Source organism: Streptococcus sp. CF8_Ac1-9 (assembly GCF_024295565.1).
Lineage (GTDB): Bacteria > Bacillota > Bacilli > Lactobacillales > Streptococcaceae > Streptococcus > Streptococcus parasanguinis_X.
In genome coordinates this window covers 198,338-222,614 of record NZ_JANCOY010000002.1, presented here as the reverse complement: position 1 = coordinate 222,614, position 24,277 = coordinate 198,338, and the positions used below count along the sequence as shown (strand labels likewise).

Sequence of the window (24,277 nt, the reverse complement as noted above, 5' to 3'; positions counted from 1 at the left end):
TTTTTGCTTATCCATGTCTGTCTATTTAGAAGAGGGAGCCCAATGAATCTTAAGGACTTTTATTATTTTCTTGATCTTAGTCAACAGCAATCCTTTACTGGGGTTGCCCAAAAACACGGGATCAGTCAACCATCCGTTTCCTATGCGGTTAAACGACTAGAAAAGGAATTTCACTGCCCATTAATCGCGCACGATCCTTCTCACCGTACTTTCAAATTAACGCCCCAAGGAGAAATCTTGCTACGACATATTCATAAGATCTTACCTGAGATCCAAGGGGCTAAAAAAGAGATCCTCCGGAGTCTTTCTCAATTCAATACGATTGGTTTCCCACCAATCATCATTGACTATCTTGTCCGAAAACAACCCGCCTTTATCAGTAATGTTGCAGCTCTTCAAAGTATCCATCCTGTCCAAGAAGGGTCTGTTGAACTTTTAGAAATGCTTTCCAAAGGAGAACTAGATGCTAGTTTTTTAGGGAGTTTAGAACCGATTAAAGATCATCGCTTCCAGGTAAGAGAAATGGCCAAACGAGATCTCTTCTATATCCTTCATCACAACCATCCACTAGCCTCAAAAAAAGTATTACAATTTTCAGACGTCATCGATGAAGATTTTATCATTCCAGATGAGCACTTTGTTCATTTAAAAGCCTTTGAACAGTTGAATGAGCGCTATCACCATGAGGCTACGCCCTTCTTTCAGACGGATGATATTCAGCTTCTAAAACAACTCCTTCGTAAACAAGTGGGGATCAGTTTACTAGCAGATCTTGCACTAACAGATGGTGAAGAAGAACTGATCGCAATTCCGATGGCAGAAAATGAACGGATTAGTTTTTACGTTTCACTAGTTGAACCGAAGGAAAGTAATCTCAAACCGGAGGTCATCCAATTCTTTGAAAAATTACTAAACTAGTCGTAGTCTTTGTTCTTAGTGCTAATGCAGAAACATAAAAAAAGTGACTAGCTAGTATTTTTTACGACTAAAAAAAATAGTAGAAATGCCGATAAAATAAGGATTCCTGCAAATTTGTGGGAATCCTATTTTCTTTTATACACTTTGTATATTTAAATTATTTTGTGTATATTTTTCTTGTTAGGCTTTTTATTAATAATTAGGGATATAAAAGTAGACAAAACCCTTGATTATTATACCGTTGACAAGTTTTTCAAAAACCTGTATGATAGAAAAAAGTTTATTAAAAAGGGGACGTATTTTGAAAAAATATACTATTTCACGTAAACAAACTTTAACTTTAGCTTCCGTTGTTTTAGGAACTGTCTTCACAGGAACAACTATTGCTTCTGCTGATGACGTTGCACCTGCAACAACCCAAGCTACTCCTGCAGCTACTACAGCAGCAAAATCGCCTATCACGGCTGCAACCGAAGAAATCAACGCCAAAGCCAATACACCAGTTGTTCCTGTTGATAAAGCAAAAACTGGGGATGTTATCGCTGTGGACGTTAAAAAAACTGGCCCATCTGCTAAAACAGACGGTGCAGATACAACCACTACCTCAACAGCAACCATCAAAACGACTAGCTTAGCAGATCAAGACACACCTGTTGGCACTTCAAAACCAGTCTCTTCTACCAAGACAGCTACATCCACTAAAGAAACAGCTGACTACACTGAGACAACAACTGAAACAGTCAATAAAACAACTGTGGTCGAAGTTACAAAAGAAGCCGATATCGTCAATAAAAAAGAAGTTCAAGGAACATCCGACATCGTCTTTGTCATCGACAAATCAACTTCAATGGATTCTCACATCAGGGATACGATGAAGAATGTCGAGACCTTCGTTCGCAATCTATCGGCAAAAAATATTCAAGCTCGTTTAGGATTGGTTGAATACGAAAGAGCTAGTGAAGTTAAATACCATGATTTCAATGGATCTAAGTTCACAAGTGATACAGAAAGTTTCATTTCTGCTTTGAAAACCATTAAAACTAAAGGCTACTATGAAAATGCTACTGTTCCATTGCATCATATCGCTACTTCAGGAGACTACAACTGGGGGACTGGGGCAAACAACCATCGCTTTGCTTTCTTGATTACAGATGAGGACATTGATCTTACAAAGGATACACCAACAAAAGAAGCGACACTGAAAGCCCTTAAAGATGCTGGTATCTCTTTGACAGTGGTTGGTGAAACACGTGAAAAAAAAGACTTTGATCCATTGGTCAATGGAACAAATGGTCTCTACTTAGATATCGACAAAAACTTTGCTAACTTGTTGAACGTTCAATTTGCCAATAAAGTCGTTGAAACTGTCCAAAAAGGTCGTGTCTTCAAAGTCCAAACAGACAAGTATGAGTTGATCTCAAAAACTCATCGTGTGGCGAAAGTAAAACCACAAACTCCTAGCATCCAAACGCCTGCAACACCGACTCCTACTCCTCAAAAACCGGCTGTTGTAACCCCTGCGAAACCGACTGTATTCACACCTGCTAAAAACGAGCCTGCCAAAACAGCAGTCTATATCGCACCTGCAGCTCTTCCTCAAAAAGAAGCAAGTCTTCCAAATACAGGAAGCAAGACCTCAATTGCCTTGACAACTCTTGGCCTTGGTCTTCTTAGCATGAGTGCTGCCTTTGGCCTCTCTCGTAAAACAAAGAAAGACTAACATGAAAAGCCTAATCCGTTGATTGGGCTTTTTATCACTCAAAATTTCCCCTTTGCTATTTTCATTAGAAAGCGGAAATCTTCAACTTCTACCAAGAGATTCTTGTCCTCCACTATGATATAATGGGGACAGTACAAGGGAGGAAACCAATGTTACAAGAACTAGCCTTTACAGGCCAATGGAGACACTATCAAAAACGCGTTCTCGATAAGAGCGACGCTTTTATGGCGGATGGCCACCTGCATTTGGTAGCAGCTCCTGGCTCTGGAAAAACAACCCTGGGAATCGAATTTATCAGACGCTTTGGTCAGCCAACCCTGATTTTGGCTCCTACAGTCACCATTCGTCAGCAATGGGTGGACCGGATTATCCAGGCATTCTTGAGTGATGAAAGCCAAGCGCAGCAACTGATCTCACAAGACTTAAAACATCCTAAGCTGATGACAGTGGCTACCTATCAGGCCCTACACAGCGCCATGAACCAAGTCGTCGGTCAATCACAAGCTGAGGATACCGATGACCAGGCAGAGATTGAAACATTTGATTTTAAAGGCTTTGATATCTTTACTACCTTCAAAGCCATCTCACTCGGGACCCTTTGTTTAGACGAGTGTCACCACTTACGCAATGAATGGTGGAAGAGCTTGGAAGCCTTTCGTCAAGCCTTCCCAGACTTAAAGATGATCTCCCTCACCGCTACCCCTCCCTATGAAGGGGATCCCGCCCTTTGGGATCGCTATATCCGCATGTGTGGTGAGATTGACGAGGAAATTACGGTTCCCGAATTGGTCAAGGAAGACACCCTTTGTCCTCACCAAGACTATGTCTACTTTGCCTTTCCAACCAAGGAAGAGCAAGAGCAATTGGATGCTTTTAGCCAACAAAAGAATGCTCTCTTGCAGCAACTGACTTCCGATCCCCTCTTTTGCCAATACCTCCAAAACTGCCAAGCCTTATCGGGTCAGATCAGCGATGATGAATTGCTCAATGAGCCCCAGTATCTCTCTGCTACCCTGATCTTTCTTCGAAGCAAAGGAATCGACTTCCCCAAACGTTTCCAGGACCTCTTAGGAGCCAAGAAACTACCTGCTTTCACCATGGACTGGCTTGAAATTCTCCTGCAAGGCCTGCTCTTTCAGGTACCTCACTGGTACAATCTACCTGAGGAATACGAGAAGCAAGTTCTCCATGAACTAAAAGCAGCCAGCTTGATCGATCGAAAACAAGTCAAACTGGTCCGCAACAAAAAACAAGACCTTCTGCTCAACCAATCCCTCGGAAAACTCAATGCGGTTCGAGAGATTTTCAAGGCGGAATACCAGGCGCTTGGAAGTCAACTGCGCCAACTGGTGCTAACAGACTATATTCGCCAAGATTTTGAAGTTCATCTCGGAGATAAGGACGTCCAATTTACTCAATTGGGAGTACTCTCCTATTTTGAATCGATTCGCAGGGAAAGCTTAGAGCAAGCAACTCCTCCTGCCATCGCTGTCTTAACCGGTAGCATCGTCATCATACCAACGGTCGCTAAGCCAAGATTAGAAGACCTTCTAGGAGGGAATCGACTGAATTACCAAAGTGTCGGCCAATTATCTCCTGATGACTTTCTCAAGGTTCGCTTGGTTGGTTCTCAACATGATTTGGTGACAGCCGTAACCCAGCTCTTTCAAGAGGGGCTCATTCAAGTCGTCATTGGAACCAAGTCTCTTCTAGGGGAAGGCTGGGATGCACCTTGCGTTAATTCCCTGATCCTAGCGAGCTTTGTCGGCAGCTTTATGCTCAGCAACCAAATGCGAGGTCGTGCCATCCGAGTGTGGCCTGAGGATCCAGACAAGACCAGTAACATCTGGCACCTAGTCTCCATCAATCTTTCTCTAAAGAAATGGTATGAAAAGTCCGATCTTGAAAAGGAAGAAATCGAGGCTATCACTGATCAACTGAAAGAATACAGTCCTGATCTGGAGCTCTTAGAAAGACGGATGAAGCAATTTTTAGGCCTCCATTACAAGGAGCCCTTCATCGAATCCGGTATCGAACGCCTAGCCTTTGACAATATCCGCTATACCAAAAAACAGCTGCAAAAACTCAATGAGGAAACCTTAGAGCGCTCCACCCATCGCCAAGAGCTCCGAGACGGCTGGCAAAAAGCCCTTCCGATTCTGGAGAATATGGAGATTGCAAATGAGGTCCAAGTGGATAAACACTTCCTGCCCCTAGCCCTATTTTTTGACGCCAGGAAGCTAGCTCGTTGGCTGACGGCCGCCACTTTGACCGATGCTTTCGCCAACCTTTTTTACTATTCACATAGAGGAGGAAATAAAGCGTCTCTAATTCTTCTAGTCGTTTTAGCTGTTCTCGCTCTACTTGCTTGGCTCCGCTACTATCTCTATAAGAGCCCTTATAAACGGTTAGAAGTCTTCGGCCAGGCTATTCACCAAGCCCTGCTCCTTTCTGGGCAGATCCAGACTCAAGCAACCCGCATCCAAGTCCTACGAGATCGAAAGGATGCCATCAACACGCTGATTTATTTGAAGGGCGGAACCATGCGGGAGAAGGAACTCTTCTCGCAAACCATGATCGAGTTTTTCGCACCGATTGAAAATCAGCGCTATATCCTGAAAGCACAGGAAAAGGTGTCCGATCAGACAGAATATTTCGCTGTACCAAGCCTCTTTGACAAACGAAAAGAAGATGCCCAAGCCTTTGTGGCGCAAATCCGAAAGAGCCTGGGTAAGTATGACCTCGTCTATACCCGAAGTGCCGAAGGCCGCGCCATTCTCCTTGATGCGCGCATCAAGGCCCTAGCCAACAAACAAGAGCGCACCTTCACCAAGAAACAAGTGATGTCGGATTTGAAATAAGAAACTATTTCACTACAAAAAATCTAGTAGATGATTTCTACTAGATTTTTTCGTTACTCTAAAACAATCATAGCCTTAATAGTCTTGCGTTCATCCATGTCTTTATAGGCTTGATCAATCTCATCCAAGCTATAGCTATGGGTAAAGACACGTCCTGGATTGATATCGCCATCAAGGACAGCCTTAAGCAAGAACTGCTTGTCATAGGTGGTAACCGAAGCCGCTCCACCTGCCACTGAGATATTTTGGGCAAAGGTCGAACCAAGGGCACGGTTATTGTAGTGTGGCACACCGACAAAACCCATGCGCCCTCCATTATGGAGAACACCGAGAGCTTGGTCGACAGCTGCTTCAGTACCCACACATTCAAGAGCTGCATCTGCTCCACCACCGAGAATTTCTCGCACCTTGGCAATGCCTTCTTCACCACGTTCAGCCACAACCGCTGTCGCACCTGACTCCAAGGCCATCTGTTGCCGGTCTTCGTGGTGACTCATGAGGACGATTTGCGATGCTCCACGCATCTTAGCTGCAATAACAGCACATTGGCCCACGGCACCGTCACCAATAACCACGACTTTGTCACCTTTTTGCACATCTGCTACACGCGCCGCATGATAGCCCGTCGGCATGACATCTGCTAGCGTCAAGAAGGATTTAAGCATAGCTTCTGTATAATCAGAAGGTTGCCCTGGAATTTTGACAAGAGCCCAGTTAGCGTATTCGAAGCGCATGTACTCTGCTTGAACCCCATCAGACCAGTTGGTGCCGATATGGCGGTCACACGTCCCATCATAGCCTGCACGACAGGCATCACACTCCCCACAGCCATGGGTGAAAGGCGCGATGACAAAGTCTCCTGGTTTGACCGTTGTAATGGCTTCTCCGATTTCTTCGACGATACCAATCGCTTCGTGGCCACTATTTTGATGACCTGCTTCAATATCAGGATTGCGGTAGCTCCATAGATCGGATCCACAGACACAGGTACGAACGATGCGGAGAATGACATCATCCGGTGCTTCGATGCGTGGACGTTCTACTTCTACTAGACCCACTTGCCCAGCTTTTGTATACACTGTTTTCTTCATAGGATTAACCTACTTTCTATTGCTTACTTATCTATAGTATACACTTTTTATCGAGCTTCTGCTCATACCAACTCGTCATTAATGGTGGTGATAATCATGCCCATGACCTTGATCCACTTCCAGTTCTTCGATATTTCGCTTATGGGCGCGGTGGGTCGCCAAGTCTTCATCCACTTCGATGGTAACATTTTGAAATCCACTCTCTTTGAGCAAGTCTCGGATAGACTCTTTACAGACCTCCATGTGGTTGACATGCTCTAGACAAACATGGACAATGGCGTTCTTTTCCAGCCCATCCATGGTCCAGAGATTAAGCTGATTGATACTAGCCACATGGTCCAACTGCTCCAAATCACTCTTCACTTGCTGGATATCTACTCCTTCTGGCACAGCATCGAGAAAAATCTTGAGCGTGCTCCAAAAACGTGGAATTGCTTTTGACAGAATAAAGATGGAAATGGCAAGAGATAAGAGCGGATCCAGAATATACCAGTCGGTAAATCGTAGAACAATGGCCATTAGGATAACAGCCACCCAACCCAAGGTATCTTCCAGAAAATGCAGGCTGAGAATGGATTCGTTCTTGGTTTGTCCTTTGCGAATGACGAGACTCGCTAGCACATTGATGCTGACGGCTATGATTCCTAGCCAAAGGATGCCCTCATCGTTGACAGGTTGTGGATGAAAGATTTTCGTTATATTTTCCAAAATAACCAGAACGGACCCTGTCATGAGAATCACTGCCGTTACCATGGCCCCTAAAAGGCTAAAGCGCTTGTAGCCCAAGGTATAGCGGCTGTCTTCTTCGCGATTGGAGATACTTTCCAAAAAGGCAGAGATCCCAATAGCGATCGCATCCCCCAAGTCATGGACCGAATCCGCAAGGACCGCACTGGATCCAAAAATCCCTCCTGCAATAAACTCAACAATGGCATAACTCAAATTCAAGAAAAAAGCGATCCAGACCGCATGTTTTGTCTTCATAATCCTATTTCCTTTGTTATAATAGATTCATGAACATCATGTTCATTATCATTATCTAACATTCACAACAGAAAGGATAGGGGCAAACCGTTTAGGGTGTACGTTACTGAACAGTTTGTTCAAAGTGTCCATATGACTGCACAGGATCGTCGCATCACCAAAACTCGAAAAGCTATCTATCAGGCTTTCTTACACTTACTCAACCAAAAAGACTACGAAGCCATCACGGTTCAGGAAATCATTGACCTTGCTGATGTGGGGCGCTCAACCTTTTACAGCCATTACGAGAGTAAGGAACTATTGCTAGATGAACTCTGCCAAAAGCTCTTTCACCATCTCTTTGAGCGTGCTGAACACCTCTCACCACAAGACTACCTAGCCCATATCTTTCAGCATTTCAAGAAAAATCAAGACCATGTGACCAGTCTCTTGCTCTCTAAAAACGATTATTTTATCCGGCAACTGCGAAAAGAGCTGGGACACGATGTCTACCCAATGGTAGCCGACGAACTCATCAAGGCCCATCCAACTCTCCCTCACTCTTACCTCAAACACTTGGTCGTCAGCCATTTCATCGAAACCCTGAGCTGGTGGTTGAAAAAAGGCAAAAATTATAGCGAACAAGAAGTGATCCAGTTTTATTTGGAGATTTTAAAAGTGGGTTCGAACTAGAAAGGAGCATTTTCAATGACCAGCGTGCAATTTTACTTTCTATTTCCAGCCCTATTCATGCTTCACGAACTGGAAGAAATCGTTTGGATGCCATCCTTTGTCAAAAAAATATCAATCCAGTATCCAAACAATCGAATCCTATCTTATTACACTCCTTTTGCTTTCAATACCATTGTCTTGGAGCAATTTCTGATCCTAATGACGTCGCTATATCTTAGTTACCAGTTTAATAACTATAACATTTACGCAAGCATCATAATCGCTTATATCTACCATGTTTTCGGACATCTGATTCAAACAATCGTTATACGAAAATATGTGCCTGGATTGTTGACAGGGATTCTAACGAGTTTGTTTTCTCTATACTATCTCACCCCTAACATTCCCATCGAACTCTTTGGATACTCTCTTTTGACTTTGTTGGTTATCATTTTGAATCTTGTATTATCATTTGTGGTACTTCATAAAATGAGTCGTAGGTCTTGATATATAATCCTCATATCCAAAATCTCTTCTTGAAAGGAAAACGTATGTTCTTCTCCATTCTTCTCGGCTTTTTTACAGCCTTCTTTGCCCTTGCTTTTGTTCTTCTTCACTTATTGGCTTCTCTTTCTGAAGTTAAAAAAGGGAATCACACTCTAGGAAATACATTTCTCCTCATCGGAAGTAGCCTTGCGACCTTATCTCTCATCCTCTACTTCTTTTTACCGATTGTCGCTCTAGTCCTTTGGCTGATCGGCTGTGGTTTGATTTGCTACGGGGCCTATTGGAATGGGAAACACAAAGAAAACTTCCACCCAGCCCACCACCTGATTCGGGTGGGCATCGCTCTGGTCCTTACCATCTTGTTAGCCTTGTTATAAGAAAAGCTCAAGTTTTCAAAAAACTTGAGCTTTTGTAGTTTCTATTTGTTAAGCCATCAACAGCATGAGAATAGGGATCACCACCATGGTTGCAAGGGTCGTCTCTGTCACCATGACGGCTGCATAATCACTATCAGCTCCGTAAAGTCTGGCAACAACTGGCGCATTGGTCATCACAGGCATGGCGGACTGGATGATAAAGACTTGCTTCATCAAGCTTGGAAGAGGCACCCAGTAGACGATGGAGGCCATCAAGAGAGGGGCAACCAGGAAGCGACCTAGTAGAATCAATAGCTGATCTTTTCCCAGAACCAACTGCTTCACGCCTACATGAGACACTGACAAACCGATGAATATCATGGATAAGGGGGTCGTTAAATTGCCCAGATACTGCAAATCACTGGCTAGAAAAGCTGGCAACTTGATCTGCAGCATCACCATGACTAGACCTAAGAGAAAGCCCATGAGGGGCGGAGAAAAGACTTTTTTCAGACTGGTTTTGAGATCAAACTGCGCTTCTCCCTCACCATCCCGCTGGATGAGATAAGTTCCCAAAGTCCAGAAAAAGGTCGTATTACACATGTAATAGATCAAAACATAGGGAATGCTGGCATCTCCAAAGAGGGCTTGGTTAATGGGAAGCCCTACGAAAATCGTATTGGAATTAAAAAACATGGAAATAAAGAGGCCACGACGGTCCTGTCTTACTGCAAAGATCTTGGCTACTGCTGTCGCTATTCCAAGCAAAACGACCATAGACAGGGCAGGAAATCGCAATGCTGGCAACATTTTTAGAAGGTCAGCTGCCGTGAAGCGCTGTGTGATGGTGTAGAGCATGTAGCAGGGCAGAGCAACTTGAGTGACTAGCTTTGCGATCAAGCCACGTGACTTGTCATCAAACCAACCTTTTTCACCGATAACAAAGCCTACTAAAATCATCCCTAGGATGACAAGGATACCGGATATACTCCTCAAAAAGATGTCCATGTTTTCTCCTTTTCCTTCTTTGAAATGAGAGTTTTTCTACAAGGTCTCAAAAACTACTCTAGTATATCACAAAAAGAGGTGGGGCAACATGCCCACCTCTTGTATTTTATTGATTGTTACTAGTATCCTTTCTTAGTTGCCTTACTCCATTGGTACCAACCAACGAGACTGTTGATAAGGTAAATCAAGAAAAACCAATAAAATGGTGGGGACTATGGCGAAAATAGATGATTCAGTTAAAAAGAAAGTTCCAGAATTGCGATTTAAAGGATTCACGGATGAATGGGAACAGCGTAAGTTGGGAGACGAAGTTCGAATAGTGATGGGACAGTCTCCTAATTCAGAAAATTATACTGATGATCCTAATGGGCGCTAAAAATGCGAAGACCTATGAAGACCTATTTTGTATTAGTCAAACAAAAGATCCAAAAGAAATGGTATATGATTATGACCATGAAACAAAGTAAAATCAAACCGAGTGATCTGAGGAAGCACCCGATGATCATGAAACGTTATTAAACACAAAAGTCACCCATGTGAGTTCTTGCCAGAAGCTGAAGTTAATCCTTCAACCTGGAAAACCCGCAGAGGTGACTTTTTCTATACATCTCGATTTTTCTGGTAATAATCATTGACCGATAAATATGTCTGTGAATCACCCAGCGACTCCGCTATGTCCATAATCCGCGGTGGTAGTAATCCCACTCGCTGGACAAGTTCGTGATCGCTGAACAATTCCCGTGGACTGCCGGCGAAGCCAAACTTCCCGTGTTCCATAACATACACCGACTCAAACTCGGCGGCGACCCAATCCATGTCATGGGTGATGGTCACAACTTGGTGGCCCGAATCAGCCAACTGATGGAAAATTGCGGTCAACTTGCGCCGGCTTTCCCAATCAAGCGACATCATCGGCTCATCAAATAAATAAATCGCCGGATCCACTGCCAAAACTGTGGCAACGCTTAACAGCTTGCGTTCCGACAATGACAGGTCATATGGACTTTCAGCTGTTTTATCATCCAAGCCAACTCTTTTTAGAGCCGCTAAAGCCCGCCTCGTAATCGTGTCGCGGTCATCCATGACCTGCGCGACACTCCACTCCACCTCTCGTTGAACGGTCGGGTTGAAAAGCTGATCGTCAGGATTCTGAAAAGTAATCCCAACCTTCAGTAACTTTTCGACTGGTTTAAGATCATTAAAATTTTCTCCATCGATCTTAATCACACCGGTTTGTGGTGTCAGCAAGCCCGTCAACAATTTGAAGAGCGTTGATTTGCCGGCACCATTTTGGCCGACAATCGCCACCATCGGATCGGCGAAGTGTTTGTCTTCAACATCCAAGCTAAAGGACCGTTCCGGATAAGTGAACGTCAGGTGGTTCAGTTCAATTGTGGGCATAAAAAACCTCCTTCAGTTCAGCGTCATTCACCGGATACCTGCCATCAGCCAAGTGCCAATCCATTTTTTGAGCAAGTTGCTGGATTGTCGGGGCTGGAATCTGCCAGTCAGCTGCCAAATGATTAAACACCTCACCCGGCCTGCCCTGGGCTACCATTTGACCCTCGTGCAGCACCCACACAACGTCGGCGACTTCGCACAAATCGTCAATTTCACTGGTGACAATGAAGACAGTCGTCTCTTTGACTTGGGCCAGCCATTGGAAAAATTGTCGGCGGCCAAGGGGATCCATCTGACTGGTCGGATCATCCATAATCAAAACAGCCGGGTTAGCTGCAATCGCCGTGGCAATTGCCAACCGCTGGCTCTGACCACCGGAAAGGCTATCGGGACGCAAATTCAGCTGTTCAATCAGCCCCATTTGCGTGGCAACTTCTTCAACCCGTTTTTGAATCAGTCCTTCAGCCATTCCCTGATTAATCAAGTCAAAGGCGATTTCATCGGCAACCGTGTCTGCCAACCCGCTTAGTTGGCCAGCTGGATTTTGCAGTACAACTCCATTCATGGCATTATAAACGGGCCAATTGTCGGACACTCGCTGGCCAAACATGTGCCAGTCGCCCTCAATCTCAGCAGACACCATTTTGGGAATGACCCCTGCCAGCACATGGCACAAAGTCGATTTGCCGGAGTGGCTATTCCCGATAATCCCAACCACCTGGCCGGTATGAACCTCCGCGTTAATCTGACGCAGTTGTGGTTGCTCAGTACCCGGATAACGGGTGGTCAAATTTTCAATTACAATCCGTTTATCTTCGTCCATATCTTCCACCCAATCAATAAAATTGCCAATCCAGTCAGACCAATGTGCAGCGTCCGCGACAGGCGATACACGCGCTGGGAGGTTCTGACAGTCCGGTTGAGATTATCAAAACCTCTCAGTTGGAGAGAAATCGACCGCGCCATCGATTGATCCAAGGTCTTAATCACCAATGGAATTAGAACCGGCAGGACTGACTTTAATTTCTGAATCAACGTTTTTTGCGGATTGGTTCCGCGAACTTTTTGTGCCTGCTGGATTTTCCGCATATTGCGCATCATTTCCGGCAAAATATAACACACCGACATCAGAACGTAGACGGTTTTATAAGACAATCCGGACAGTTCCAAATAGGCCGCGTTTTCTGAAATACTCGTGGTCACCATAAAAAAGCCACTGGTCAAAATAATCACCAATACTCGACAACCCAGAGTGGTGGCGTAAATCAGGCCTTCTTTGTAGAACGACACCCCAAGCACAGAAAACAGCACAGTTTGATTCCGACTGTAAAATAACCCTTGGATGATCAGCATGGTGCAAATCAGAAACAAGCTGAATCCCAGCGCCTTAAAGATGGTAGAACTCAATTTGGAAAATAACAATAGCAGTGTTGCGACAAGAATTAATCCGGCCTGAAGCAATAAATTCATACTGGCAAAGCTCAACAACGTCATGTCCACGATGAACAAGAGCTTAGTAATCGGATCGATCACCTGGTACCACTTGAGCTTGACCCGTGGCGCTCCAGAAATCAATGTTTGATCAGTCATCATTTATCACCGCTAAAGAAGTGCACCATCCGCTTCGGCAGCTGACGATAGATGAAGAAGGCCAGGTAGGCCACGCAGACTTTATCCAAAATATCCAAGACAAACTCATCGATAAATGAGGCCAGCCACACTGGTGCATGATTGGCGACCATTACCGCAAACAATGAGTCACCCCAAGCGATACCGGTCTGACCACCCCAAAAGATGACGTTGAGTGGCGTTGAAATGACAGCTGAAACGATGGCAATAATAATAGCAGAAACAAATACTCGTCGCGCTGACGAGAACCACCCATTGGCGTGCAAAACTCCGACAGCAATCCCAATTCCGATGCTGGTAATCGCATACACGGTTGAAATTGGCGATAAGGTCAGCCCATAGATCACGTTGTTGATGAAACCACTGATGGCACCGGCAACCGGCCCAGCCAACATGCTGGCAAGAAAGGTTCCCAAAGACCCCAGCCAAACGGGCAACTTTAACCCCTCCGCCAAGGCTTTGGCAACGTAGTTAATCCCCACGGCAGCGGGAATCAAAGTCATGGTGGCAGCACTTAACTTAAATTTCCACATACTGGTACGATGAATCGGTTCTGTTTTCATAATCTTCTCCTTTTGTTTTTAAAGAGCCGTGTCTGTTTAGACTTTCGGACGCAACGCTCTATAGATTTTTGATTTGAACCGCTTCACCTTTCACATATCCCTTAGTCGACATCAGGGTTTCTCTTGAAAAGGATTGTTCAACAGTTCACAACTAATCATACGCCTATTTCATCAGAAGTCAAGAATTTTCTGAAGTTTTCTTGAAAACGTTCGGGAATTGAAAAATAGAGCAAGCGCCCATGAGAACGATCGCTAGACGATTAAAAGAGACCACTATAAAAAAACAAACACCATTTCTGGTGTTTCTTGAGAACAGAAACAAACTGTTCTTTTATATAAATCTAATAACTTCTTTAAAGTTTTATTTATTAGTGTTATTCGACCATCTTCTGAAACTTTCCTCTGTGAGAAAAGTGCTAGAAACAATAATGTTTCTAGCACTCGGAATTATTGAGACCTTAGGCTCAATAATTAGTCATGGAACTTCTTCGAAGTTCGCTGACGTCCGCTCTCACCTATGGAAAGTTTCTAAGATGACTTTGTCTTCAATATGAACAAACACCATTTCTGGTGTTTGTCTCATTTTATAAAGGAAGCACTAGCTTATTTTTTCTTTTTCTTCAAAATATAAGCTGCAATGCTTGCCAAGACAAAGGCTAAAACTAGGCTAATAATAGAGATGGTCGTACCCGTATTTGGTAAGAATCCTAAGATCTTGCCTGGTTTCTTCGGCTCTGGTTGACTTGGTTTTTTAGGTTCAGGTTGACCCGGTTTCTTTGGTTCAGATGAACTTGGAGGAGTTGGTTGTTTTGGAGTTTCTTTTGGAACATGCTTGTTAGTAATCACAGCATTTCCTTTACCATCCTCGTCGTTACGAGCTTCATAGCCCTTTGGAAGATCTACTTCTTCCACACGATAGCTGATCGCTTGGCCAGCTTTCTTTTCAGGCAACTTGCTGAAGGTGTGAGTCCACTTATTATCCGCAGACAATTCAACCGGATCTCCAACTTTTTCATCATTTGCATACAATTGAACCTTAATGGATTTTGGACGGAGACCATCTTGGTCATTGGCATCATCCCATTTCTTCGTGACTTTCATCTCTGTCAAAGCTGGTTCATGCGTATTGGTCAAGACAACATTGGCCTTGTCCTTATCATTTACCGTTACTTTGTAACCATCTGGGACAGTTACTTCTTTGACTGTATATGCAATTGCTTTTCCAGCTGCCTTGGCATCAAGGTTTTCAAATGCACCTTTCCAGTCATTCGCGGCTGAAAGTTCTAATACTTGGTCTGTTGGAAGGCCATCTTTGTACAATTGAACTTGAATGCTGGCTGGACGGAGACCATCTTGGTCGTCTCCATCTTCCCATTTCTTGCTCACTTCTACTTTGGTCTTTTCTGGTTCGTGCGTATTGGTCACGACTACTTGACCTGGGTTCGTAGCTTCGACGGCTTGTGTGTAGCCTTCTGGAACATCGATTTCTTTGACTGTATAGTTGATAACTTGGCCAGCTTTCTTCTCGTCTAAGTTTGAGAAGGTATGGGTCCATTTGTTATCTGCTGACAATTCAACAGCCTTACCAACCTTTTGATCACCAGCATACAATTGAACCTTGATTGTTTTTGGACGAAGGCCATCTTGGTTATTGGCATCCTTCCAGTTTTTCGTAACAGTCAGGCTTGTCTTACCTGGTTTGTAAGTATTGGTAATTGTAGTGCCATCAATCTTAGTGGTGTAATTGTCCACTTTGTCTTCTGTCACTGTGTAGACAACTTTTTGTCCATCTTTATAGACTGGTAGATCTGAGAAGGTATGAGTCCATTCATCTCCTTCACCAGTCAGATCAAGAGCTTGGACCTCTGTTCCATTTGCCAAGAGGTGAACTTTGATGGTAGATGGGCGAAGACCATCTTGGTTTTGTGCATCATCCCAGACTTTCTTGACTGTAACCGTCGTGGTCTCAGGAGTGCGCTTGTTAGTGATGGTGGCTTTTCCATCTGTGAAGCTAGCTTCTTCTGTATCGACCGTATAATGAGTCGGAACTTTCACTTCCTTAACAGTGTAAGTATTGAGCTTGCCATCACTGTCTTTATCTGGAAGATTCGTAAAGTGGGCTTTCCAGTCTGTTGCGGCTGAAACCGTGACTGGTTTTCCTTGAGCTTTGCCATTCTTATAGAGTTGGAATTCCACACTTTCTGGGCGAAGCCCTTCTTGGTTGTCTTGGTCATCCCAAACTTTTGAAGCTTCAAGATCGAGATACTTGATATCTGCTTCATTAGCGATCTCAACTGGGACTGCTTTTGAGCCAACTGCTTTTCCATCCACCGTGACGTGGTAGATTTGTTTGTCCGCATCATAGGTAACAACCACGGCATGTTCTGTTTCATCCAACTTGTAGTTTTCAGGTGCTTTGGTTTCTTTGAGCGTATAGGTTCCTTCTGTTAAGGTGTTAAAGGAAAGTTCCCCTTTTTTATCAGAAGTTTCCGTCGCAACAACCGCGCCATTTGCATCAGTTAAGGTAAATTCAGCACCTTCAAGAACTTTCTTAGGATCATCCTTGTCCACCTTCTTGACGTGGAAAGCAGCCGAGAAGATTTGTGCAGTTACGGTATTAGACTCACGATTTCCTTCATGACCTTTCGCCTTGTAACCAAACTGGTTATGGGCTTGAACAAGACCAGAACGACCGCCGTTATCTTCATTATCTTTGGTGCGTTTTTGCATCAAAGCCTTGACTTCATCAGTCAATTCACTTGGATTTACAACTGGGACACCAAAGCTTGCTTCTCCACGCGCAGGAATCGTAGTACCAGCATTTGCAACTAACTTGATTCCTGTTACTTGACTGTAATCAGCCACAGCTGTCGTCCAAATATCTTTGTCAGCAGCTTGCGCCATGGTATCTGTCGTAACGCCTGTATCAGTTGTATAGTAGACCGTCCATCCTTCTGGAGCTGTCACTGGTCCACGAAGGCTGACCGTGTATTCTGTCATCCGACCAGATCCGTCTAGTGTGTTAACGTCTTTTACTTTTGGTAGGACATCATAGACGACTCCGTCTTCTACTGCCTTATCCGTATTATTTTTAATGGTGAGTTTGTAGTTAAAGGTTTCACCTGGTTTGAAGGTACGTGTCACAATCGAAGCGTCTGACAGGTCATCATTTTTAGCGATATATTTGCGTGCATAGATTCCTTCAGCAGCAACAATCGTATAGTTTGATTCCGCATATGGAATTTTATCCGTTGTTGAACCATTTCCGTTCAGATCATACACATCTTCCGTGACCCGATCAGGGTTGGCATTTTCAAGATCGTGGATCCCATTTCCAGCGACATAAACTTTATTGGTGAAGGTCCCACCATCGTCTTTCCCTTTCAGATCGGCCACGATAAATGGTAGACGCACGCGATTAAGATCTTGAAGAGAAGTTTTAATAAACTCTTTTTGATCCAAATGCATGATGAGAGCTGTCCGTCCAGAATTGTGGTAGTTTTCAATGACATCGTAGCTCTTTAAGAATTTCATACCTTTTTCATTAGAGGCAAGGTTTCTCTCAAAATCTTTATAGTCGACTTTAAGGGTATTTGGATCATAAAGATCAATGATTCGCAGGTCTCCATAATCCTTATCAGGATCTAAAACTACTTTGGTTGCCATCAAACCAAAACGAATATTTTGTCCATCAGTATAACGAACATCATTGTAATCCGTCGTTTTTGAAATCTCAAAGCTTTCCTTCAAAGGAATCAGCTTAAAGGTCCAATCTGATGTTTGGTCTTTAGCAATATTTGATTGTGTTTGATAAGTGACACGACCTGTATTCTTGAATTCATTCTTGGTCGCATCATTTTCATCGTAACGAGTCTTTTCTGGATCTTTGAAGCTTGTATAGGTATTGAGGCGAATTCCTTGACCAGATTTTAGGACAAAATCATCCTTCATTTCCATCCGCCAACCGACAACGGTTCCATACTTGCTTAAATCAATCAAGCCATTGCCATCTTTGTCTGTTTCCGGCTGAATTTCTTTTTGGCTACCATCTTCTAAAGTAAGGATGATGCGTTTCACATATTTGCTGATATACTCACCAATACCGTAATTTCCTTGCATAAGACGAGCGTAATCAATCTTGGTGAATTTTAACCGAGAGTCCACTGTCTCATCATAGAAAACAAAATTCTTTTGTGTCGAAGGAGTTTTATTATCAAAAGCGATGATCCATTTATAGTTTGCTGCTTTATATTCAGTTGAATCATAGACATCACCATCTGCTTTTTTGGCAAAACTTCCAGCCCCTTCCAGGTCACGAGAGGTCAAGCGGAAAATAAGAGAATCTTCAGCTGTAATATCCGGTTCTCCCTCTCCACGATTGGCAGGAATTCCCACAATACTTCCTGAGTTTGTCAAATCCTTACTAAGGACGTCTTTGAGAGTCTGGTCCTTTTCCAAAACTAAATCAGGAAACTTCAAGTAAAGGTAACTTGTATTCTTGATTTTTGCCATGAATTCTTGGTGATAAGCTGCTGGATTACCGTTTGCATCTGCTGTAAACGTCTTAGAAACGGTGCCATCTCCATTATCTACCCAACCTTCAGACTTAGCTGTATCTAAAACTGCTGTCCGGGTATTGCCATTTTTATCTGTATAGGTTGGCAACTTATCGGTAAGCGTTACTGATTCTAATTGACGATATTGTCCCCCATACTGTCCTTGCATTCCCTCCAATTGAAATGCAAATGGAACAGATGATGGGGTTTCAATATAATTTTTTCCGTCAGCCCCTTTGACAACACCAGGCATGGCTTCCGCATAGTCCTTGGACATGGCTTCGTTCAAGTTTTGGTTGATATACTTGGTTAAGCGATAGTCATTGTACTTGGGTTTCCAAATGATATCATTGAGTTTTGCTTCTTGACCATTGATATTCAAGGTACCCGTAATATCCAATGAATAATTGGTCGGTGCATAACCGACTTTAAATTTTCCAATAAATGGTAAAGTCAGGACCTCTGACTTTTGGTAATTGTTAAAGTGAAGTGTGACTTGATAATCATCTCCAACTTTTGTAACCGTTGGTTTGTCATGCTCTGAAGCACTATTGAAGTCAGGGAAACTAACTTCTCGTAAGTACTTTCCAGGAACCTTCAAGGTCACCGTTACTTCATTAATATCCGTTGTCAAATTCTTAGGGGTGATCTGGATATAACCAGACATGGTATCCCCTGTGTAATAGGACATCCCATCTGGATGGTTCTGTTTATCCCCATACATAAGGGTAACATCCAAGGCCCCATTATCCCCGACTGCTAGCTCATTGGCAAAGGCTGTGATCGCCCCTTGACCAAGCTGGCCTAGCATCATGAAAATTGTTAAAATGGCAAAACCTTTTTTCAAAAAGTCTTTCCATAATGAACGAAGCTTTTTCATGTCTTATCTCCTTTACTTTTGTTAGCCTTCCAAAAGGCCCTCCCTTTAATTTTATCACTTATTTTTTAAAATATCCTTTGCTTTTCAAATTAAATCATCACTATTCAATAATATAGACATTATTTGCAATGATGTCTATATTATAAATCACTATCTGGTACTGATTTCCCCTTTCTTCTATCCAAGGGCAAGAAAATAAAACATTTATAAACAAGGAGGAGCAGTCTGCCAATTCTTATTCTTCCTTGATTTTCTTCATACAAAAAAACTCAAACACATCTGCTTGAGTTTTGTACACCCTACTATTGGTTGATTATTTTATCTAACTCTTCACCATTTGAAGGAATCTTTTGTTTTTCCCTTCTCTCTCGTACCCACAGCATAGCTAGTCCAAAAAGGTGACTACCAAACAAGGCAGTCACAAAAATCAGCTTGCCCCTGTCTGGATAAGAGAGAGGGAGGCTGCTAAAGCCATAGCGAGCCCACTCGATAAAGATCGGATGCGAAAAGTAAAGGGCTATACTCATTTGCTTTAAATACTGTAAATCATAGCTTTTCAAAAAGGACGATCGCAGGCAGGCATTGACCAAATAAACGGTCACAAAGGGAAGAAGAAAGAAAAAGTTCTTATCAATTCCTTGGTGTTGAAAAATAATGATCCCTTCTAGACAGAGCAATCCAAAGGCAAGAGCTAGCTTTTGCCAACGGTGAATTCTAAAAGTTTGTGCATGAAAATGGTCATACAGATAATAACCCATATAAATAAAAATGGGCGTGTAAAAGAGACCATTTCGCGCTGTAAAAAATAGGTTGCTGTAGAGCTGGTAACCCTTGAGAAGACTTGTGGTATCCAGATAAGCCGAATAGGTCTCGATCAAGCCCCAGCAGTAAAGAAGAAAGGTGATCAACCCCGTCCAAACCATACCTAGGCGTTTGACCAATTGATTGACCAAAAACAAGCCCAGCAAAAAAGCAGGAATATACCAGAGTTGGTAGCACATTCCCAAGTAGACCAGAGCAATCAAGATTCCTGCTGGAAAGAGATAAACAGGAAGATGGAGACTAGAGAAAAAGAGCCAGGCATAAGGGAGGTAAACGAAACTCCAAAACAAATAGTTTTTTACGATTTTGACCAGATATGCCTTCATTTTCTTAGAATTCCCTAGGGAGTGTTTGAGGAAAAAGCTGGCACAGACGATAAAAAATGGCACCGCTAGCCGGCCGAGCATACTCTTGAGACCAAAATGCAGTGGCTCATAAGAGGTCAAGCGACCACTATGCACCAAAATCACTGCAATCGCAAAGAGGTATTGAAAAAAGCTGATACTAGAGGTGTTATAGAGGGGATTCTTTTGCATAGTCCTACTCCTTGCCCAAAGCAGTTTCTATGGTTATTTTAGCATGAAAGGGAAGGCCAAGCAAGGAATCTTACATCCTTATCTACCTTTTTTCCTCTATTTTTGATATACTCAAAGCATGCATAAACAAACCATTATTGATTTTAAAGAGCTTGGATTGCGCTACCTTTTCACCAAGCCCATAAAGGAATTAAAAACTAGAAACCTCGACCAGGTAGAGGATCTTCTTAGAGAAGTCGAAGCCTACCAGGAGCAAGGCTTTTATGCTGTTGGCTATGTCAGCTATGAGGCTGCTCCTGCTTTTGAGAAGAAGTTTGCTGTCCATCCAGCCCCTCTTATGGGAGAGTATCTCCTCTATTTTACTATCCACGAGAAGGTCGAAACCCTTCCTTTTCCAGAGGACTATGAAGCTGTGGATCTTCCAGCCAATTGGAAGGAAGAGGTAGAGGCGCCTGCTTATCAAGAAGCCATCGAGACCATCCATCACCATATTCGCCAGGGAGATACCTACCAGGTCAACTACACTGTCCAGCTTTCTCAAGAGCTAAAAGCAGATCCTTTGGCCATCTACAATCGCTTAGTGGTAGAGCAAAAGGCCCATTACAATGCCTTCATCCAGCACGATGATGTCTCTATCCTCTCCATCAGTCCTGAGCTCTTTTTTGAGCAAGACGACCGGCTACTGACCACGCGCCCCATGAAAGGAACGACGCACCGTGGTCTCACCAACCAAGAGGATCTTCAAGAGGCTGCTTGGCTAGAAGCCGACCCGAAAAATCGAGCAGAAAACATGATGATCGTCGACCTCCTCCGCAATGACATGAACCGGATTTCGGAGATTGGAAGTGAGCAGGTGACCCATCTCTGCCAAGTCGAGCAATACTCCACTGTTTGGCAGATGACCTCGACCATTGAAAGTCGCTTACGAGCTGAAATCGACCTGATCCAAACCTTCCGAGCTCTCTTTCCTTGTGGCTCGATTACAGGAGCACCGAAGATCTCCACTATGGAAATCATCCAAAAGACGGAGAAGTCTCCTCGAGGTGTCTACTGTGGAACGATCGGCATCCTTCTTCCAAAAGGGAAACGGATTTTTAATGTAGCCATCCGGACCCTTCAAATGCAGGGGAATCAAGCCATCTATGGCGTGGGAGGAGGCATCACTTGGGACAGCAAATGGGAAGGTGAATACCAGGAAACCAAGCAAAAATCGGCTGTCCTCTACCGGCAAGAACCTCGCTTTGAGCTCCTGACGACTGGCTGCATCCACCAAGGAGAGTTGACTTTCCTCGACCAACATGTAACACGCTTGAGAGAAGCTAGTCGCTACTTTGCATATCCTTATGATGAGTCGAAGCTCCTGAAAGAACTTCAAGAAGAACTCGCTCATTTAGATCTCAACCTTGACTATCGTTGTCGGATCGCCTTGCAAAAAAACGGGACCTTCCACCTAGTAATCACGGAGCTGACAGACTTGCCAGCTAGCTATCTACAGGCCCAACTGACAGAGCAGAAGCTTGATTTAGCGACGCCATTTACTTATTTCAAAACGAGTCAGAGAGACCATCTAGGCCAGTCAGATCACGAGCAAATTTTCCATCTGCCAGACGGAACCTTGCTAGAGACGACGATTGGCAATCTGGTGCTGGAAATAGAGGGACAACTCTATACTCCACCAGCTCACCTCCCCTTACTCGATGGCATTTATCGGCGTCATCTTCTTGAGACCCAGCAAGTTGAAGAAAAACTCTTAACTCTGAACGATTTAACAGACGCTGATCGTATTTATGCCTGCAATGCTCTTCGTGGTCTCTACGAACTCGATTTTCAAAGAAAGGATTCCTGATGAAACTGATTTTTTTACATGGACTAGGGCAAGATGTCCTCTCTTGGCAAGGAGTCCAATTTGCACTTTCACCCTTGCACTCCAAAACTTTTGATATTTTCTCCCATCCAAAAGAAAGCTATCAGGAAGTCAAAGAAAGGTTGATGGAGCGCCTCCAGCAAGAAAGCGAACCCTTTATTCTGGTAGGACTCTCACTAGGTGGCGTGCTCGCTCTTGATCTCTCAAGACAAGACTTCCCGCAACTCAAGGGCTTAGTCCTTGTAGGAACACAATACAAACTTAACACCAATCCCCTCTATCGGCTCCAGATCCTTCTCTTTCGTCTACTTCCCAAGCATGTCTTTGAAAAGCAAGATGCCAATAAACAACAGATGCTTCAAATCTTGACCGAATTAAAAGGGCTCAATTTAACCGATACCGTTAAAGCTTGCCCTCTTCCTAGCTTGGTTGTTTGTGGTAGCAGAGATTGGGCCAATCAATCTTCTTCTAAAAAATTGGCCAAACTCCTGCCAAAAGGTCGCTATCAAGAAATCGCAGACGGAGGTCATCTACTCAATACCGAGAAACCCTATGAACTCGCGCAAGCCATCAAAGAGTTTGTTGCTGAATTTTAAAATGAAGAGGCTACATTAAAAAAACAGTTCCTCTTAATGTAGATAAAGTATATTTTCATGTTACATAACTTAAAAAATCAAGAAATTTAAAGAAATGTTTATTTTCTTAAGTTACTCATGAATACCTTGAGGCTTTCCACTGTGAGAAAAGTGCCTGAAACACAATTATTTCAGGCACTCGGGAGTTTTGAGACCTTAGACTCAAAACTAAGTCTTGGAACTTCTTTGAAGTTCGCTGACGTCCGTACTCACCTAAGGAAAGCCTCTAGGAAAACTTAGTCCTAAAGTCACGGCTAACTTTTTAAAAGTTAGTCGTTTTTTTAGAAATATTTGAGAATTGCTTGATAGTTATTTGAAAAGCAAGCTGTATACTAAGAGTGTAAAGAAAACAACTAGTCATTTGGACGAAGGAGAAAACCATGGAAAAAGTATTAGAAATTTCCCATTTGAGTAAAAAGTTCGGTCATCAATACGCCTTAAATGATGTGAATCTCACCATTCGCAAAGGCGACGTCTACGGCCTGATCGGTAAAAACGGGGCTGGGAAAACCACCCTCATCAAGGTCATCACCCAGCTGATTCAAGAAACTGACGGAAGCGTCTCTCTCTTTTCTTCTACAAATCGCTCCCAGTGGACGCAAGCCCTAAAACGGGTTGGTTCCGTCATTGAGAGTCCTGTGGCCCATAAGCATATGACCGCTTATCAAAACCTGGTCTATTATTGCAAAGCTCGCCATATCCCCAACCCTGATCAGGTCATCAAAGAAACCTTGAACTATGTCGGCCTGAATAATACGGGTAAGAAGAAATTCCGCGATTTTTCACTCGGGATGAAACAACGGTTGGGAATTGCGATTGCGCTCATTGCCAAGCCCGACTTCCTCATTTTGGACGAACCCATCAATGGTCTCGATCCTGTCGGAATCAAGGAATTCCGTCAGATGATCAAGCGCCTCAACGATGAACTCGGCATGACCATCCTCATTTCCAGTCACATCCTGTCCGAACTTTATCTGGTTGCCAATCGTTTTGGTATTGTCGACCAAGGACGCCTGATTAAAGAAATTAGCAAGGCTGAATTCGAAGAACAAGGAGAAGATTACATCATCCTCAAGACTAGCCAGCTAGCCCTTGCCAGTCAACTGATCCAGGATCAACTCCATCACCGTATCAAAGTCATCGATAAGGATGGAGAAATCCATATCTTCGGCCAGACTCACGATATTAAAGTCATTGTCAAAGCCCTCGTTCAAGCAGATATTGACGTGGATGAAATCTACTATGCCCGCCAAGATCTGGAAAAATTCTTTACGGACTTGGTAGACTAGTCAACC

Annotated in this window: 20 protein-coding genes; 11 read left to right on the top strand and 9 right to left on the bottom strand. The window is 43.5% G+C overall.

Translation table 11 applies throughout. The annotated features are described in order from the left end of the window. Nucleotides 1-42: 42 nt before the first annotated feature. The 3 genes from NML76_RS04545 (at nt 43) to NML76_RS04535 (ending at nt 5,499) form a co-directional block, all read left to right on the top strand. Nucleotides 43-918, top strand: a complete 876-nt coding sequence (locus NML76_RS04545) for a LysR family transcriptional regulator (RefSeq protein ID WP_129823942.1) — start codon at nt 43-45, stop codon at nt 916-918. Nucleotides 919-1,219: 301 nt separating this feature from the next. Beyond that, nucleotides 1,220-2,638, top strand: a complete 1,419-nt coding sequence (locus tag NML76_RS04540; protein WP_238676484.1) for a VWA domain-containing protein — start codon at nt 1,220-1,222, stop codon at nt 2,636-2,638. A gap of 149 nt (nt 2,639-2,787) precedes the next feature. After that, nucleotides 2,788-5,499, top strand: coding sequence for a DEAD/DEAH box helicase family protein (locus NML76_RS04535; RefSeq protein WP_254732827.1), 2,712 nt, complete (start codon nt 2,788-2,790; stop codon nt 5,497-5,499). A gap of 53 nt (nt 5,500-5,552) precedes the next feature. Here NML76_RS04535 and NML76_RS04530 read toward each other — a convergent pair whose 3' ends face one another. Together NML76_RS04530 and NML76_RS04525 are read right to left on the bottom strand one after the other, a co-directional pair. Continuing rightward, entirely contained in the window at nt 5,553-6,590 is a 1,038-nt protein-coding gene (locus tag NML76_RS04530) for an alcohol dehydrogenase catalytic domain-containing protein (protein WP_254732825.1), read from the bottom strand. Between the two features lie 78 nt (nt 6,591-6,668). Then, nucleotides 6,669-7,574 (bottom strand): cation diffusion facilitator family transporter, encoded by a 906-nt coding sequence (locus NML76_RS04525; protein WP_254732823.1) that lies wholly within the window; start codon nt 7,572-7,574, stop codon nt 6,669-6,671. Nucleotides 7,575-7,706: 132 nt separating this feature from the next. Here NML76_RS04525 and NML76_RS04520 point away from each other — a divergent pair, with 132 nt between their 5' ends. From NML76_RS04520 to NML76_RS04510, 3 genes are read left to right on the top strand one after another with little or no spacing between them, the layout of a single operon-like run. Further along, the gene (locus tag NML76_RS04520; protein WP_254732821.1) at nt 7,707-8,246 is read left to right on the top strand and encodes a TetR/AcrR family transcriptional regulator; all 540 of its coding nucleotides are present in this window, start codon (nt 7,707-7,709) and stop codon (nt 8,244-8,246) included. Nucleotides 8,247-8,261: 15 nt separating this feature from the next. Next, nucleotides 8,262-8,732 carry an HXXEE domain-containing protein gene (locus NML76_RS04515; RefSeq protein ID WP_254732819.1) on the top strand — a complete coding sequence of 157 codons (471 nt, stop codon included), beginning with the start codon at nt 8,262-8,264 and terminating at the stop codon, nt 8,730-8,732. A 44-nt stretch (nt 8,733-8,776) separates the two neighbouring features. After that, the gene (locus NML76_RS04510) at nt 8,777-9,109 is read left to right on the top strand and encodes a glucuronide permease (protein WP_254732817.1); all 333 of its coding nucleotides are present in this window, start codon (nt 8,777-8,779) and stop codon (nt 9,107-9,109) included. Between the two features lie 48 nt (nt 9,110-9,157). On the opposite strand, the gene NML76_RS04505 is transcribed toward NML76_RS04510, so the two are convergent. Further along, entirely contained in the window at nt 9,158-10,096 is a 939-nt protein-coding gene (locus NML76_RS04505; RefSeq protein WP_195189366.1) for an AEC family transporter, read from the bottom strand. Nucleotides 10,097-10,310: 214 nt separating this feature from the next. On the opposite strand from NML76_RS04505, the gene NML76_RS04500 reads away from it, so the two are divergent. Both NML76_RS04500 and NML76_RS10235 read left to right on the top strand, forming a co-directional pair. After that, nucleotides 10,311-10,472, top strand: coding sequence for a hypothetical protein (locus tag NML76_RS04500; RefSeq protein WP_001062367.1), 162 nt, complete (start codon nt 10,311-10,313; stop codon nt 10,470-10,472). Nucleotides 10,473-10,486: 14 nt separating this feature from the next. Next, the gene (locus tag NML76_RS10235; protein WP_002878297.1) at nt 10,487-10,615 is read left to right on the top strand and encodes a hypothetical protein; all 129 of its coding nucleotides are present in this window, start codon (nt 10,487-10,489) and stop codon (nt 10,613-10,615) included. 81 nt (nt 10,616-10,696) lie between these two features. On the opposite strand, the gene NML76_RS04495 is transcribed toward NML76_RS10235, so the two are convergent. The 6 genes from NML76_RS04495 to NML76_RS04470 all read right to left on the bottom strand — a co-directional run bounded on the left by NML76_RS04495 (nt 10,697) and on the right by NML76_RS04470 (nt 20,483). After that, nucleotides 10,697-11,497: an energy-coupling factor ABC transporter ATP-binding protein gene (locus NML76_RS04495; RefSeq protein ID WP_214254591.1), complete on the bottom strand. Its 801-nt coding sequence runs from the start codon at nt 11,495-11,497 to the stop codon at nt 10,697-10,699. After that, a complete protein-coding gene (locus tag NML76_RS04490; RefSeq protein WP_254732815.1) occupies nt 11,484-12,320 on the bottom strand; it encodes an ABC transporter ATP-binding protein in 837 nt (278 codons plus the stop codon). The genes NML76_RS04495 and NML76_RS04490 overlap by 14 nt, the downstream gene beginning before the upstream one ends. Next, complete coding sequence (locus NML76_RS04485) at nt 12,296-13,087, bottom strand: energy-coupling factor transporter transmembrane component T (RefSeq protein WP_192832128.1); 792 nt, start codon at nt 13,085-13,087, stop codon at nt 12,296-12,298. Before NML76_RS04485 ends, NML76_RS04490 begins: the two co-directional genes overlap by 25 nt. Beyond that, the gene (locus NML76_RS04480) at nt 13,087-13,689 is read right to left on the bottom strand and encodes a hypothetical protein (protein WP_003008715.1); all 603 of its coding nucleotides are present in this window, start codon (nt 13,687-13,689) and stop codon (nt 13,087-13,089) included. The genes NML76_RS04485 and NML76_RS04480 overlap by 1 nt, the downstream gene beginning before the upstream one ends. Nucleotides 13,690-14,292: 603 nt before the next feature. Then, nucleotides 14,293-19,125 (bottom strand): Cna B-type domain-containing protein, encoded by a 4,833-nt coding sequence (locus tag NML76_RS04475; RefSeq protein WP_254732813.1) that lies wholly within the window; start codon nt 19,123-19,125, stop codon nt 14,293-14,295. 302 nt (nt 19,126-19,427) lie between these two features. Next, entirely contained in the window at nt 19,428-20,483 is a 1,056-nt protein-coding gene (locus NML76_RS04470; protein WP_049490427.1) for an acyltransferase, read from the bottom strand. Between the two features lie 118 nt (nt 20,484-20,601). Between NML76_RS04470 and pabB the strand changes: the two genes are divergently transcribed. From pabB to NML76_RS04455, 3 genes are all read left to right on the top strand, one after another. Then, the gene (gene pabB / locus NML76_RS04465) at nt 20,602-22,329 is read left to right on the top strand and encodes an aminodeoxychorismate synthase component I (protein ID WP_254732811.1); all 1,728 of its coding nucleotides are present in this window, start codon (nt 20,602-20,604) and stop codon (nt 22,327-22,329) included. Continuing rightward, the gene (locus NML76_RS04460; RefSeq protein ID WP_254732809.1) at nt 22,329-22,943 is read left to right on the top strand and encodes an alpha/beta fold hydrolase; all 615 of its coding nucleotides are present in this window, start codon (nt 22,329-22,331) and stop codon (nt 22,941-22,943) included. The genes pabB and NML76_RS04460 overlap by 1 nt, the downstream gene beginning before the upstream one ends. A gap of 419 nt (nt 22,944-23,362) precedes the next feature. Continuing rightward, nucleotides 23,363-24,271, top strand: coding sequence for an ABC transporter ATP-binding protein (locus NML76_RS04455; protein ID WP_049497968.1), 909 nt, complete (start codon nt 23,363-23,365; stop codon nt 24,269-24,271). The last annotated feature ends 6 nt before the right edge of the window (nt 24,272-24,277 follow it).